The sequence below is a fragment of the Streptomyces sp. NPDC111606 genome, assembly GCF_055656945.1.
This window is the reverse complement of the sequence record NZ_JBVKBY010000009.1, coordinates 115,203-128,356: the sequence shown is the minus strand read 5'-3', so window position 1 is coordinate 128,356 and position 13,154 is coordinate 115,203. Positions and strand designations below refer to the sequence as shown.

Here is a 13,154-nt window from a genome sequence, read left to right as displayed (position 1 = left end):
CGCTCCCCCACTCTCGGCTTCGCTCGAGCGGGAGGGGCCCACCGCCGCACCGGGCGAAGCCCCGAGTACATCCAGTACAAGGGGCTCCGCCCGGCACGCCGAGAGCACGCACCGGACGCCGCGGGGCCCGCCCTCCGGGCGGGCGACGGGACTTTGCGGACACGACCTAGCGCGGGCGCAGGTCCTGGATGCGCCGGATCTTGCCCACGGAGCGTTCCAGTGACTCCGGTTCGACGATCTCCACGGCGACCGACACGCCGATACCGTCCTTCACGGCCGCCGCGATGGCCTGCTCCGCCGCGTCCCGGGTCTCGGGGGAGGCGTCGGGGCGGGCTTCCGCCCGGACGGTCAGGGCGTCGAGCCGGCCTTCACGGGTGAGACGCAGCTGGAAGTGGGGTGCCACACCCGGGGTGCGGAGCACGATCTCCTCGATCTGGGTGGGGAAGAGATTGACGCCGCGCAGGATGACCATGTCGTCGCTGCGCCCGGTGATCTTCTCCATCCGCCGGAACACCCGGGCGGTCCCCGGCAGCAGCCGCGTCAAGTCCCGGGTGCGGTACCGGATGACGGGCATGGCCTCCTTGGTGAGGGAGGTGAACACCAGCTCGCCCTCCTCGCCGTCGGGCAGCACCTCGCCCGTGATCGGGTCGACGATCTCGGGGAAGAAGTGGTCCTCCCACACATGCAGCCCGTCCTTGGTCTCGACGCACTCCTGCGCGACCCCGGGCCCGATGACCTCCGACAGCCCGTATATGTCGACGGCGTCGATCGCGAACCGCTCCTCGATCTCGTGACGCATCTGCTCGGTCCAGGGTTCGGCCCCGAAGATGCCCACCCGCAGGGAGGTCCCGCGCGGATCGACGCCCTGCCGCTCGAACTCGTCGAGGAGGGTGAGCATGTACGACGGCGTCACCATGATGATCCCGGGCTTGAGGTCCTGGATCAGCTGGACCTGGCGGGCCGTCATGCCGCCGGACGCGGGGATGACCGTACAGCCGAGCCGTTCGGCCCCATAGTGTGCGCCGAGTCCGCCGGTGAACAGCCCGTAGCCGTACGCCACATGCACCGTGTCCCCGGGCCGCCCGCCCGCCGCCCGGATGGACCGGGCCACCATGTCGGCCCACAGGGACAGGTCGCCGTCCGTGTAGCCGACAACCGTGGGCCGGCCGGTCGTGCCGCTGGACGCGTGGATGCGGCGGATACGGTCCTGCGGCACGGCGAACATCCCGTACGGGTAGTTCTCGCGCAGGTCGGCCTTGGTCGTGAACGGGAAGTGCGCCAGGTCGGCGAGCGAACGGCAGTTGTCGGGCCGTACGCCCGCCTTGTCGAAGGAGGCACGGTAGAACGGCACGTTGTCGTACGCATGGCGCAAGGACGTCCGCAACCGCTCCAGCTGCAACGCGCGCAATGCTTCCGGCGCGAGCCGTTCCCCCGAGTCCAGCAGCTCCGTCGCATCCGCCATGGGGACTTCTCCCTCGCCAACCGCGTCAATCCGGACGACCGATCATTCGGTCTGGGTGTTCGGGATCAGTAATCCAGGAGCTGATTGATCAGGCAAGGGGGCGGGCCGCACTTTCTGCGAGGCAGGGCACCGGAATGGCGTTCATGGACTTGCGTGCAGAGCTGCTCCCCGCCCGGTGCCGGAGGCGCGCCTGCGGGAAGGCGCCAGTGCGGTCGCACGGATCGAGAGTCTGCTGTGCAGTGGCGAACGGGCGGCGGCGGACGCGGCTGTCACCGCGTTCAACGAGGACACCGGTCATGCCTCCGATGCGTACCGGTTCCTCGCGCACAGCGGGTCGCGGACCGTTGAGGAGTTCGCGCGGGAAGCGGCACGTCCGGCGCATCCGCGGGTGTCCGACATCACGCGCGACGAACTCGTCGAGGTCGTCCGAAGGATCCGCGAGTGCGGGCCTGACGAGGACCACTACCGACTCCTCTGCGACACCGACGCCGCGCACCCGTCCGCCTCGGCTCCGGTCTTCCACCCGCCCGCCGGCCTGGAGGAAGCACCCGCCGGGGAGATCGTCGACGCGGCCTTGGCCCATCGCCCCATTGTCCTGTGAGGCAACTCCGTTGCGATGGCTGAGACCGGCAGCCAAGATCGACGTCATGCCGACCTTTACTGCCGCCGATGGAACCGAGATCGCCTACCACTTGCGAGGAGAAGGCGAACCGCTCGTCGTTCTGCCCGGTGGGCCGATGCGGGCCTCCGCCTATCTGGGTGACCTGGGTGGACTGGCCGCGCACCGGCAGCTCGTCCTCCTCGACCTGCGCGGCACCGGGGACTCCGCGATGCCGGTGGATCCGGCCACGTACCGCTGCGACCAGCTGGTGGACGACGTCGAGATGTTGCGCGCCCACATGGGGCTGGACCACATGCACGTGCTCGGGCACTCGGCGGGCGGGAGCCTGGCCATGTTGTACGCCGCCCGGTATCCGGAGCGGGTGGCGCGGCTGGCCTTGGTGACCGCGACGCCTTGGGCGCTGGGGATGCCGGCCGCGGCCGAGGACCGTCTGGTCGCCGCCCGGTCGAGGCAGGGTGAGCCGTGGTTCGCGGAGGCATTTCCGGCATTCGAGGCGTGGCTGGCAGGGACTGGGGAATTCGACCGTGCGTTCGCGCCCTTCTTCTACGGTCGTTGGGACGACGTCGCCAAGGAGCACGACGCGCGCGGCGACCACGAGTTCAACGACGAGGCCGCCGACATCTACCACTCCGACGGCGCCTACGACCCGCCCACGACCCTCTCCCGGCTCGCCCGGCTCACCGTCCCGGTCCTCGTCCTCGCCGGTGGACTGGACGGAGCCCCGACTCCGGAAGTCGCCCGCCGCACCGCCGACGTCTTCCCGAACGCCGAGTGTGTCGTGCAACCCGGCGCCGGGCACTACCCGTGGCTGGACGACGCGGAATGGTTCGTACGGTGTGTCGTCGCATTCCTGGAGAGGGAGGATGCGCCGCGCCTGCGAACGGGATGAGTTCGGACCGCGCCCTTTTCGACGTCGTCGAGGGCTCGACGGCGACGCGGGCCCGCAGCAGCGGGCCTTCGCGGCCGGCCCGTGCGCCTTCTCCGAGGGACGGAGGGATCCTCACTTCGCCTGCGGCCCGTACGCCGTCATGAAGCGATCCCGGAACTTGTCCATGCCCCATGTCGGAGCGTTCTGCGCGGGCTTGAGGCCGTCCGTCCAGTGCCAGTCGGCGATCTTTTCGAGGACCTTCGGGTCGCGGGCGACGACCGTGACGGGGACGTCCTTGCTGGTGCTGCCGGCGGTGACGGTCGGTACGGGCTGGTGGTCGCCGAGGAAGACGAGGACCGTGTTGTCGGTGCCGTAGCGCTCGACCCATTCGGTGAGGCTGTTGATCGAGTACTCGATGGCGCGGCGGTACTCGGTGCGGACGCGCTCGGGGTCCTTCCAGACCTCCTTGGGGTCCGTGCCCTCCTTCTTGATCTGGTGGAAGACCGAGCCGTCGCCGAGGTCATCCCAGTCGACCATGCGGGCGATGGGGGACCAGGGGTTGTGGCTGGAGGCCAGGATGATCTCCGCCATGATCGGCTCGCGGTCCTTCTTGCCGTGCTCCAGACGCTGGAAGGCCTCCAGGCTGAACTGGTCGGGCACGGGGGTCCAGCTGAAGTACGGGCCCTGGTAGCCCAGGTGCTCCGAGTCGTAGATGTGGTCGAGGGCGAAGTACTTGCCCTCCGGCCAGGCCCGCCGCACGCCGGGCACGACGCCGACCGTGCGCCACGCGCCGGTCTTGCGGAAGTAGCTGTTCAGCGTCGCGCGGTCGCTGGTCGTCAGACTCCGGTACCGCTGCTGGTTCTTGATCCACAGGCCGGAGAGGAAGGTGGAGTGGGCGAGCCAGCTGCCGGCCCCTGTCACCGGAGACTTCAGCCAGGCGCTGCGCGACTGGAACCCGGCCGCCTTGAGCCTGTTCGTCCCCTCCTTGAGCGTCGCGTCGAGCTGTGGCGCCATCGCCGGGTCGTCGATCGCCACACGGCCGTAGCTCTCGATGAACGTGAACAGGACGTCCTTGCCGCGCAGCCCGGTCAGCAGCTGGTCCGGCGGTGTCTTCGCGAAGGCGTCGACGGCCGCCTGCTTCTGGAAGACCCGCCCGTCCCTGAGGCCCGCGCGCACCTGCTCGACACGGTTGTTGAGGAACTCGGCGTTGCCCTTGGTGGCGAGCGGCACGCCGGTGACCTGGATGCCCAGCGTCATGCAGGTGATCCACGCGGTACCGAGGATCAGCGTCGTGCGGGCGGCGACGGCACGGTGGCCGACCATGAGGTTCGTCACCCGCACCATGGCGAGCGTCATGAGGACCAGCACGGCGACGAACAGCACGATCACCCCGACGACCGCCAGCACCTGCCCGGTCCGGCCGAAGGACTCCCGGACGAACTCCGCCGCGTCGTCGAGCAGGATCCAGTCCAGGACCAGGTCGAAGGGGCGGGCCAGTACCTGGTAAAAGCCCATGTCGACGAACTTCAGGACGGTGAGCAGTCCGAGCAGCGCACCGGAGACCACTGCCATCAGCCGCCGTGACCGCGGCGGCAGCGCCAGCAGCAGACCCGCGAGCAGGATCCCCTCGGCCGGGAGCCGGAAGAACGACTCCGGATCGAGCCGTTCGACGCGGTTCGGCACAAGGAGCGCGAACAGCAGCAGCGCCCCGGCCAGCACGGTCGTCCCCACGGTGACTCCGCGTGCCGTACGGGGGTAGCGGCGGCGCCAGCCGAACCAGCCGGGGGACGGGGAGCCGGGCGACTCCGCAGGGCTGCTCGCCTCGGCCGGGTCGGAGTCTTCGACCGCCGTCTTCGCCTCGGCCGGGTCGGCGTCCTCGACCGCCGCCTTCGCCCCCGCCGGGTCGGCGTCCTCGTCCGCCGCGTTCCCCTCAGCCGCGTCGACCGCCTCGGCGGCCTCGCCCGCTTCAGCCGTGGCCGAGTCCTCCGACTCTCGTGTTACCTGCTCTGTTGCCTCCTGCGACACCCGGAGGTCCTCCCGTGCGGTCTTGCGATGGCATGGCAAACAGCGCCCGATGACCGAGCCTGCCACCACGAGTACGTCCGCACGTCACCTTAGGTTCAATCAGACCTGCCCGGAATTCATCCGTCCGCTGCCGCCGCCACCTCGCGCGCCCACCGGTAGTCCGCCTTGCCGCTGGGGGAGCGCCGTATCGAGTCCGTGATCACCAGCTGGCGGGGGATCTTGTACCCCGCGAGATGGGAGCGGCAGTGCGTCTGGATGTCCGCCAGCGACGGCCGTACCGCCCCCGCCCGCAACTGCACCACGGCCGCCACGTGATGCCCCCACTTCGAGTCCGCCACCCCGGCCACCAGGGCGTCGTACACGTCGGGGTGGGACTTGAGAGCCTGCTCGACCTCCTCCGGGTACACCTTCTCGCCCCCGGTGTTGATGCACTGCGAGCCGCGGCCCAGCACCGTGACGACGCCCTCCGCGTCGACCGTGGCCATGTCGCCGAGCAGCACCCACCGCTCGCCGTCCTTCTCGAAGAAGGTCTCGGCGGTCTTCCCCGGGTCGTTGTAGTAGCCGAGCGGCACGTGACCGCACTGCGCGACCCGACCCACCTCGCCGACGGCGACCGGCTCGTGGGTGGCCGGATCGACCACCTGCGTACGGGAGTTGACGCGGATGCGGAAGCCGCGCTCGGGGCCGGAGTCCTCGGTCGCCGTACCGTTGAAGCCGGACTCCGAGGAGCCGAAGTTGTTCAGCAGCATCACGTTCGGGACCAGCTCCTGGAACTGCCGGCGCACCGTGTCCGACATGATCGCCCCGGACGACGACACGCTGAACATCGACGAGCAGTCCGTGCCCTTCATCGGCCCGTTCAGCGCGTCGACCAGCGGCCGCAGCATCGCGTCGCCGACCAGCGACACGCTGGTGACCTTCTCCTTCTCGATCGTCCGCAGGACCTGCTCCGAGGCGAACTTGCGGTGGATCACGATGCGTTGGCCGAAGTTGAAGCCGATGAAGGCGGTCAGCGTGGACGTCCCGTGCATCAGGGGGGCGGTCGGGAAGAAGGTGATCCCGTCGCCGCCCGACGCCACGCGCTCGGCGAGTTCCTCCGGCTTCTTCACCGGCTCACCGGTCGGCGCGCCCCCGCCCAGGCCCGAGAAGAACAGATCCTCCTGCCGCCACATCACGCCCTTGGGCATCCCGGTGGTGCCGCCGGTGTAGATGATGAACTGGTCGTCCCCCGACCGCGCCGGGAATCCCCGCTCGGGCGACCCGGCGGCCTCGGCGTCCGTGAAGGCAACCGCGGGCACGACCGGTGCCTTGGCGGCGCCCGGGGTCACGCTGCCCACCCGCACCAGATGCCGTAGTCCGTCCACGCGCGGCAGGGCCGCCGCCACCCGGTCCGTGAACTCCGCCTCGAAGACCAGGGCCACCAGATCGGCGTCCCGGTAGAGGTACACCAACTCCTCTTCCACATAGCGGTAGTTGACGTTGACCGGAACGATCCGCGCCTTCAGGCAGCCCAGCACCGTCTGCAGGTACTCGATGCCGTTGTAGAGGTGGAGCCCGAGGTGCTCGCCGGGGCGGATCCCGCTGTCGGTCAGATGGTGCGCGATCCGGTTGGCGGCCGCGTCCAGCTGCGCGTACGTCAGACGGCGCTCCACGCCCGTGCCCGGGTGGTCGATGTACACGAGCGCCTCGCGGTCGGGAACCGCGTCGACGACCGACTCGAACAGGTCGGCAATGTTGTACTCCACCGCTCCTCCTGACCTCGGCCACGGCCTGGCTCTTCAACGGTTCGCCGGTCATCAGAGCAAAGGGCGGCACAACTGTGAAGCCTCCGCGCAAAAGAATCTGACTGACTGTCAGAAAACCCTTGAAGTGCCTCCGCGCCTACTGCAACCTGTTCTCGTTCTGTAAGAGGGGAGACTGGTCATGAGTGGGACGGAACACCTTGCCGTGCGGCGCGAGGGCGCCACACTGGTGCTCACGCTCAACAGGCCCGAGGCGAAGAACGCGCTCTCGTTGCCGATGCTGGTCGGCCTCCACGACGGCTGGGCCGAGGCCGACGCGGACGACTCGATCCGCTCGATCGTGTTCACGGGAGCCGGCGGCACCTTCTGCGCCGGCATGGATCTCAAGGCCCTGGCCGGGAACGGCATGGCGGGCGAGCAGTACCGCGACCGGCTCAAGGCCGATCCCGACCTGCACTGGAAGGCGATGCTCCGCCACCACCGGCCGCGCAAGCCGGTGATCGCGGCGGTCGAGGGCTACTGCGTAGCCGGTGGCACGGAGATGCTGCAGGGCACGGACATCCGGGTCGCGGGCGAGTCGGCCACCTTCGGGCTGTTCGAGGTGAAGCGCGGTCTGTTCCCGATCGGCGGCTCCACGGTCCGTCTGCAACGCCAGATCCCGCGCACCCACGCCCTGGAGATGCTGCTCACCGGCCGCCCGTACAGTGCCCGCGAAGCCGCCGGCATCGGCCTGATCGGGCACGTCGTACCCGACGGCACGGCGCTCGCCAAGGCCCTGGAGATCGCCGAACAGATCAACGCCTGCGGCCCGCTGGCCGTCGAAGCCGTCAAGGCGTCGGTCTACGAGACGGCCGAGATGACCGAGGCCGACGGTCTGGCCGCCGAACTCAAGCGCGGCTGGCCGGTCTTCGACACGGCCGACGCCAAAGAGGGCGCCCGCGCCTTCGCGGAGAAGCGGCCACCCGTCTACAAGCGCGCCTAGGCCGTGTCCGCAAAGTCCCGCCTGCCCCGCGACGCCTGGCACGCGCTGGCGCTCCCCCGGAGGTGCGGTTCGGACACTGCGGGCTGTGTGCGGCCGGGCGCGCCCACGCGGCGGAGCCGCACATGTCACAGCCCCGCGCCCTCTGGGGGTGCAACCCACCGACCATGATCCGAAGGAGGCACGCTCTCGATGCCCGAAGTCCTCAAAGCACCGCTCGTCGTCGAGTTCCCCTTTACCCGCTCCCTCGGCCCCGTCCAGAGCGCCTTCCTCACCGGCCTGCGCGAACGCGTCGTGCTGGGGGTGCGGACCAGCGACGGCCGCACGCTCGTCCCACCGGTCGAGTACGACCCCGTCACCGCCGAGGAGATCCGCGACCTGGTCGAGGTCGCCCCCACCGGCACGGTCACCACCTGGGCCTGGAACCACGCGCCCCGCCGCGACCAGCCCCTCGACACGCCCTTCGCCTGGGTGCTGGTCCGCCTCGACGGTGCCGACACCGCCCTCCTGCACGCCCTCGACGCCCCCGGCCCCGACGCCGTGCACACCGGCATGCGGGTCCGCGTCCGCTGGGCCGGGGAGCGCACCGGCGCCATCACGGACATCGCCGGCTTCGAGCCGTACGACGAAGCCCCCGAAGGCAGCGGCCCGGACGACGGCAACTCGGCCCAACCAGTGGATCACACCGGCCGGTTCGAGGACATGATCACCGGGATCGTCGCCGCCGCCCGGCTCGACTACACGTACTCACCGGGCCGCGCCCAGACCGCCTACATCAACGCCCTGGCCGAACGACGCAACGTCGGCGAACGCTGCCCGTCCTGCCGCAAGGTGTACGTCCCGCCGAGGGGTGCGTGCCCCACCTGTGGCGTGGCCACATCGGAACAGGTCGAAGTGGGCCCCAGCGGCACAGTCACCACGTTCTGCATCGTCAACATCAAGGCGAAGAACCTCGACATCGAAGTGCCGTACGTCTACGCCCACATCGCCCTCGACGGCGCCGGCCTCGCCCTGCACGCCCGTATCGGCGGCATCCCGTACGACCAGGTGCGGATGGGCCTGCGGGTCGAACCGGTGTGGACACAGGGCTCCCGCTTCCCCGACCACTACCGTCCCACGGGCGAGCCCGACGCGGACTACGACACCTACAGGGAGCTGCTGTGAACCGCGAGATCGCCGTCGTCGCCTTCGCACAGACCGACCACCGGCGCACCAGTGAGGAGCTCTCCGAGGTGGAGATGCTCATGCCCGTCCTGCACGAGGTGCTCGCACAGACCGGCCTGAAGACCGCCGACATCGGCTTCACCTGCTCCGGCTCCAGCGACTACCTCGCCGGTCGTGCCTTCTCCTTCACCCTCGCCCTCGACGGCGTCGGCGCCTGGCCGCCGATCTCCGAGTCGCACGTCGAGATGGACGGCGCCTGGGCGCTGTACGAGGCGTGGACCAAGCTGTTGACCGGGGACGCCGACACCGCGCTCGTCTACTCCTACGGCAAGTCCTCGCCGGGTCCCCTCCGCGACGTCCTCACCCGCCAGCTCGACCCCTACTACGTCGCCCCCCTCTGGCCCGACTCCGTCGCGCTCGCCGCCCTCCAGGCCCAGGCCCTCATCGACGCCGGCGACACGGACGAAACCGCGCTCGCCGCCGTCGCCGCCCGCAGCCGCACCGACGCGACCGCCAACTCCCATGCGCAGCTGCGGGGTTCGGTGCCACAGGGGGAGTACGTCGTACGACCGCTCCGCACCGGGGACTGCCCGCCCATCGGTGACGGTGCCGCCGCGGTGATCCTCGCGGCGGGGGAGCGGGCCCGCGAACTGTGCGACAGGCCCGCCTGGATCCGCGGCATCGACCACCGCATCGAGGCACACAGCCTGGGCGTCCGTGACCTGACCGACTCGCCGTCGACCCGCCTCGCCGCCGAGCGGGCGGGCGTGTTCGAACGGCCCGTCGACACCGCCGAGTTGCACGCGCCCTTCACCTCCCAGGAGATCGTCCTGCGCAAGGCGCTGAAGCTCGACGACGGCGTGCGCGTCAACCCGTCCGGCGGGGCGCTCGGCGCCAACCCCGTGATGGCCGCCGGACTCATCCGCATCGGAGAGGCCGCCGCCCGTGTCCACCGGGGCGAGTCCGACCGGGCACTCGCGCACGCCACCTCCGGACCCTGTCTGCAACAGAACCTGGTCGCCGTACTCGAAGGGGATCCGCGATGAGCAAGGAGCCCGTGGCCGTCGTAGGCATCGGCCAGACCAAGCACGTCGCGGCGCGCCGGGACGTGTCGATCGCCGGGCTCGTCCGGGAGGCGGCCCGAAGCGCCCTCGACGACGCCGAGTTGACCTGGGCCGACATCGACGCCGTCGTCATCGGCAAGGCGCCCGACTTCTTCGAGGGCGTCATGATGCCGGAGCTGTATCTCGCCGACGCGCTCGGCGCGGTGGGCAAGCCCATGCTGCGGGTGCACACGGCCGGCTCGGTCGGCGGATCCACGGCGCTGGTCGCCGCCAACCTGGTCGCGGCCCGCGTGCACGCCACCGTGCTGACGCTGGCCTTCGAGAAGCAGTCCGAGTCGAACGCCATGTGGGGACTGTCCCTGCCGATCCCCTTCCAGCAGCCCCTGCTGGCCGGGGCGGGCGGCTTCTTCGCCCCGCACGTGCGCGCGTACATGCGGCGCAGCGGCGCGCCCGACACGGTCGGCTCGCTGGTGGCGTACAAGGACCGGCGCAACGCACTGAAGAACCCCTACGCCCACCTGCACGAGCACGACATCACCCTGGAGAAGGTCCAGGCCTCGCCCATGCTGTGGGACCCGATCCGCTACTCGGAGACCTGCCCCTCCTCCGACGGCGCCTGCGCGATGATCCTCACCGACCGCGCCGGAGCCGCCCGCGCCCCCCGCCCGCCCGCCTGGATGCTCGGCGGCGCGATGCGCAGCGAGCCCACCCTCTTCGCCGGCAAGGACGCCGTGTCGCCGCAGGCCGGCAAGGACTGCGCGGCCGACGTCTACCGGCAGGCGGGGATCGCCGACCCGCGCCGGGACATCGACGCCGCCGAGATCTATGTGCCGTTCTCCTGGTACGAGCCCATGTGGCTGGAGAACCTCGGCTTCGCCGCCGAGGGCGAGGGCTGGAAGCTCACCGAGTCCGGCGTGACCGAGCTGGACGGCGACCTGCCCGTCAACATGTCGGGCGGCGTCCTCTCCACCAACCCCATCGGGGCGTCCGGCATGATCCGGTTCGCGGAGGCGGCCCTCCAGGTGCGCGGGCAGGCCGGAGAACACCAGGTGGAGCGGGCCAGAAGGGTCCTCGGGCACGCCTACGGCGGCGGGTCCCAGTTCTTCTCGATGTGGCTCGTGGGAGCGGAACCCCCGACCTCCTGAAAGGTCCCCCTCACGTGGCCTGTCGGCACCCGGAACCGATCGCTAGGCTGGCCCGCGGACGACGAGTCGGGAGGAGCACGGACGTGGCCGAGAGCACCATCCAGCAGCAGCCGATCACGGGCTGGGACAAGCCGGAGCTGGACCTCGCAGACGCCGACTGGCACTCGAGCAGCCGTGGCCTGGGGGATGTCCAGATCGCCTTTGTCGAGGGGTTCATCGCGATGCGCAACAGCGGCCGCCCGGAGAGCCCTTCCCTGATCTTCACACCCGCCGAGTGGGGTGCCTTCGTGTCGGGCGCGAGGGAGGGCGAGTTCGACCTGACCTGACACCGTGGACGCAGGCGAGCCGACGGGCGGTCGCCCCGCGCGTCGGCCGCCTTCAGGCCGATCCGGGGGTGTTCCGCCCGTTTTTCCGGACACGCGACCTTGAGAACGCCCCTCGGGCCGAGGCCTGAGCCAGGCTGGCCCCGGAAGCGGGACGGGTCGTATTTCCGGAGGTGAGGAACCCATGAGCACCCTGCCGGTCATCGCGGCGGTCGACGGCTCGGACGACAGCCTGGTCGCACTGGACTGGGCCTTCGAGGCCGCCCTGGTGCGCGAGGCGCCGCTGCGGGTGGTCCATGTGCAGCAGTACGCCGCGTGGGCCCAGCCCGTCGCGCTGCCCACCGGGCGGCCGGATCCGGAGGATGATCCGGTTCTCGAACGGGTACGCCGGTATCTGGAGGGGAGAGCCGAGTGGCCGGCGACGGAGTACCTCGCCCTCGGGGGCGCTCCCGCCGCGATGCTTGCCGAACTGGGCTCCACCGCCGAGCTGTTGGTGCTCGGCAGCCGGGGTCGCGGCGGCTTCGCCAGCCTGCTGCTCGGCTCCAACGGCATGGCCGCCGCACGCGATGCCGGATGTCCGGTCGTCGTGGTGCCCAAGCCGGGACGTGAGGTCCACGACGACACGCCGATCGAGCCCGGCCCGCGGGTCGTCGTCGGCCTCCAGGCGGACAGCCCTGACGAGACCACCCTCGCCTTCGCCTTCACCGAGGCCGCTCTGCGCGGCGCCCGGCTCCAGGTCATCGCCGCCTACAACTGGCCGCTGCACGTCTGGACGGCAGCCACCGCCCAGATCGTGCCCCCGTCCGAGGACCAGGACGCCGTCGAGGCCGAGACCCGTACCCTCGCCGAGGACTCCCTCGCCCAGCACCGCGAGCGCCACCCGGGGGTCCACGCCCAGCTCTACATCGCCCCGGGCGACGCGGCCGGCCACCTCGTCTCGGCGTCCAGGGACGCGGACCTGGTCGTCGTGGGCCGCCATCGACGCCGCCTCCTGGCCCCCGCCCGCATGATCGGCTCGGTGACCCACGCCGTCCTCCTGCACACCGCGAGCCCGGTCGCGGTCGTACCGCCCCCGCCGCCGGAGGAGTGAGGGGCCCGCCGAGCGCAAGGGGATCCGAGGCCCGTCATGTCCCCCGCTCCGGGCGGCACCACGCCCTCGTCGTTAGGCAACTCGGGAACCCCTGTCCACCGGCCATGCGGCACGCGTCGAACCCATGCCCGCACGTCACGCAACAGGCCCGGCCACGTACCATGGCGACATGTCGTTCCTCCGCCGCCGCAGCGCCACGCCCGCCGGGCCCGACTTCGACGTTCTGGCCATGGACCCGGGCGACTGGCCCGGCAATCTGGGCGCCGGGCTGCTGCCCGCCCCCGACGGCAGCTGCCAGGGCGTCTTTCTGCGCTACGACCTCTTCGGCGGCCGCGGCCCCGCGATGATCATTGGCAATCTGCCGGAGGGCTCCCCGGCCCGCGAGGTCGACGAGGACGAGATCCCGTTCGAGGTCGCACAGCTGCTGCTGGCCCTGGAGAACGACGAGGAGGTCACCGTCGTCGGCAGCGAGGACGTGCCGGTGATGCAGGGCGACAACCTCCTGATCGTGCGCCGCCTGAAGCTCTCCGAGAGCCGGATCTCCTGCGTCCAGTTCGACCGCAGCGACAGCGTCCTGGTCACCATCGCCGCCTGGGACCGCCCCATCACGGACGACCTGTACGCCCTCCTGAAGCCGCTGCCCGCGGAGCTCTTCCAGCAGGGCTGAATC

General features: G+C 70.7%; 12 protein-coding genes. 9 read left to right on the top strand and 3 right to left on the bottom strand.

Annotated elements, in window-relative coordinates; translation table 11 throughout:
- Positions 1 to 166: 166 nt before the first annotated feature.
- Positions 167 to 1,462 carry a phenylacetate--CoA ligase PaaK gene (paaK, locus tag ACZ7M7_RS29730; RefSeq protein ID WP_472121948.1) on the bottom strand — a complete coding sequence of 432 codons (1,296 nt, stop codon included), beginning with the start codon at positions 1,460 to 1,462 and terminating at the stop codon, positions 167 to 169.
- A 175-nt stretch (positions 1,463 to 1,637) separates the two neighbouring features.
- Between paaK and ACZ7M7_RS29725 the strand changes: the two genes are divergently transcribed.
- Positions 1,638 to 2,063: a hypothetical protein gene (locus tag ACZ7M7_RS29725; RefSeq protein ID WP_472121945.1), complete on the top strand. Its 426-nt coding sequence runs from the start codon at positions 1,638 to 1,640 to the stop codon at positions 2,061 to 2,063.
- A gap of 46 nt (positions 2,064 to 2,109) precedes the next feature.
- On the top strand, positions 2,110 to 2,973 hold the full coding sequence (locus ACZ7M7_RS29720; protein ID WP_472121942.1) for an alpha/beta fold hydrolase: 864 nt from the start codon (positions 2,110 to 2,112) through the stop codon (positions 2,971 to 2,973).
- Between the two features lie 111 nt (positions 2,974 to 3,084).
- Here the strand turns inward: ACZ7M7_RS29720 and ACZ7M7_RS29715 are convergent, their stop codons facing one another.
- The gene (locus tag ACZ7M7_RS29715) at positions 3,085 to 4,977 is read right to left on the bottom strand and encodes an alkaline phosphatase family protein (protein WP_472121940.1); all 1,893 of its coding nucleotides are present in this window, start codon (positions 4,975 to 4,977) and stop codon (positions 3,085 to 3,087) included.
- A 116-nt stretch (positions 4,978 to 5,093) separates the two neighbouring features.
- Positions 5,094 to 6,722 (bottom strand): acyl-CoA synthetase, encoded by a 1,629-nt coding sequence (locus ACZ7M7_RS29710; RefSeq protein WP_472121937.1) that lies wholly within the window; start codon positions 6,720 to 6,722, stop codon positions 5,094 to 5,096.
- Between the two features lie 178 nt (positions 6,723 to 6,900).
- Here ACZ7M7_RS29710 and ACZ7M7_RS29705 point away from each other — a divergent pair, with 178 nt between their 5' ends.
- The 7 genes from ACZ7M7_RS29705 to ACZ7M7_RS29675 all read left to right on the top strand — a co-directional run bounded on the left by ACZ7M7_RS29705 (position 6,901) and on the right by ACZ7M7_RS29675 (position 13,151).
- Positions 6,901 to 7,701 (top strand): crotonase/enoyl-CoA hydratase family protein, encoded by an 801-nt coding sequence (locus ACZ7M7_RS29705; protein ID WP_383611461.1) that lies wholly within the window; start codon positions 6,901 to 6,903, stop codon positions 7,699 to 7,701.
- A 189-nt stretch (positions 7,702 to 7,890) separates the two neighbouring features.
- The gene (locus ACZ7M7_RS29700; protein ID WP_472121934.1) at positions 7,891 to 8,862 is read left to right on the top strand and encodes a Zn-ribbon domain-containing OB-fold protein; all 972 of its coding nucleotides are present in this window, start codon (positions 7,891 to 7,893) and stop codon (positions 8,860 to 8,862) included.
- Positions 8,859 to 9,908 (top strand): thiolase domain-containing protein, encoded by a 1,050-nt coding sequence (locus ACZ7M7_RS29695; RefSeq protein WP_472121931.1) that lies wholly within the window; start codon positions 8,859 to 8,861, stop codon positions 9,906 to 9,908. Before ACZ7M7_RS29700 ends, ACZ7M7_RS29695 begins: the two co-directional genes overlap by 4 nt.
- The gene (locus tag ACZ7M7_RS29690) at positions 9,905 to 11,071 is read left to right on the top strand and encodes a thiolase domain-containing protein (RefSeq protein ID WP_472121928.1); all 1,167 of its coding nucleotides are present in this window, start codon (positions 9,905 to 9,907) and stop codon (positions 11,069 to 11,071) included. The genes ACZ7M7_RS29695 and ACZ7M7_RS29690 overlap by 4 nt, the downstream gene beginning before the upstream one ends.
- Before the next feature lie 83 nt (positions 11,072 to 11,154).
- Positions 11,155 to 11,397, top strand: a complete 243-nt coding sequence (locus tag ACZ7M7_RS29685) for a DUF397 domain-containing protein (protein ID WP_363043009.1) — start codon at positions 11,155 to 11,157, stop codon at positions 11,395 to 11,397.
- 181 nt (positions 11,398 to 11,578) lie between these two features.
- Positions 11,579 to 12,484 (top strand): universal stress protein, encoded by a 906-nt coding sequence (locus ACZ7M7_RS29680; RefSeq protein WP_383611449.1) that lies wholly within the window; start codon positions 11,579 to 11,581, stop codon positions 12,482 to 12,484.
- Between the two features lie 169 nt (positions 12,485 to 12,653).
- Positions 12,654 to 13,151: a hypothetical protein gene (locus ACZ7M7_RS29675; RefSeq protein WP_383611446.1), complete on the top strand. Its 498-nt coding sequence runs from the start codon at positions 12,654 to 12,656 to the stop codon at positions 13,149 to 13,151.
- The last annotated feature ends 3 nt before the right edge of the window (positions 13,152 to 13,154 follow it).

What these genes read in the sequence shown, in the direction of transcription:
- paaK (WP_472121948.1), bottom strand. Translation starts at nt 1,462, where the DNA reads ATGGCGGATGCGACGGAGCTGCTGGACTCGGGGGAACGGCTCGCGCCG.
- ACZ7M7_RS29720 (WP_472121942.1), top strand. Translation starts at nt 2,110, where the DNA reads ATGCCGACCTTTACTGCCGCCGATGGAACCGAGATCGCCTACCACTTG.
- ACZ7M7_RS29705 (WP_383611461.1), top strand. Translation starts at nt 6,901, where the DNA reads ATGAGTGGGACGGAACACCTTGCCGTGCGGCGCGAGGGCGCCACACTG.
- ACZ7M7_RS29700 (WP_472121934.1), top strand. Translation starts at nt 7,891, where the DNA reads ATGCCCGAAGTCCTCAAAGCACCGCTCGTCGTCGAGTTCCCCTTTACC.
- ACZ7M7_RS29690 (WP_472121928.1), top strand. Translation starts at nt 9,905, where the DNA reads ATGAGCAAGGAGCCCGTGGCCGTCGTAGGCATCGGCCAGACCAAGCAC.
- ACZ7M7_RS29680 (WP_383611449.1), top strand. Translation starts at nt 11,579, where the DNA reads ATGAGCACCCTGCCGGTCATCGCGGCGGTCGACGGCTCGGACGACAGC.
- ACZ7M7_RS29675 (WP_383611446.1), top strand. Translation starts at nt 12,654, where the DNA reads ATGTCGTTCCTCCGCCGCCGCAGCGCCACGCCCGCCGGGCCCGACTTC.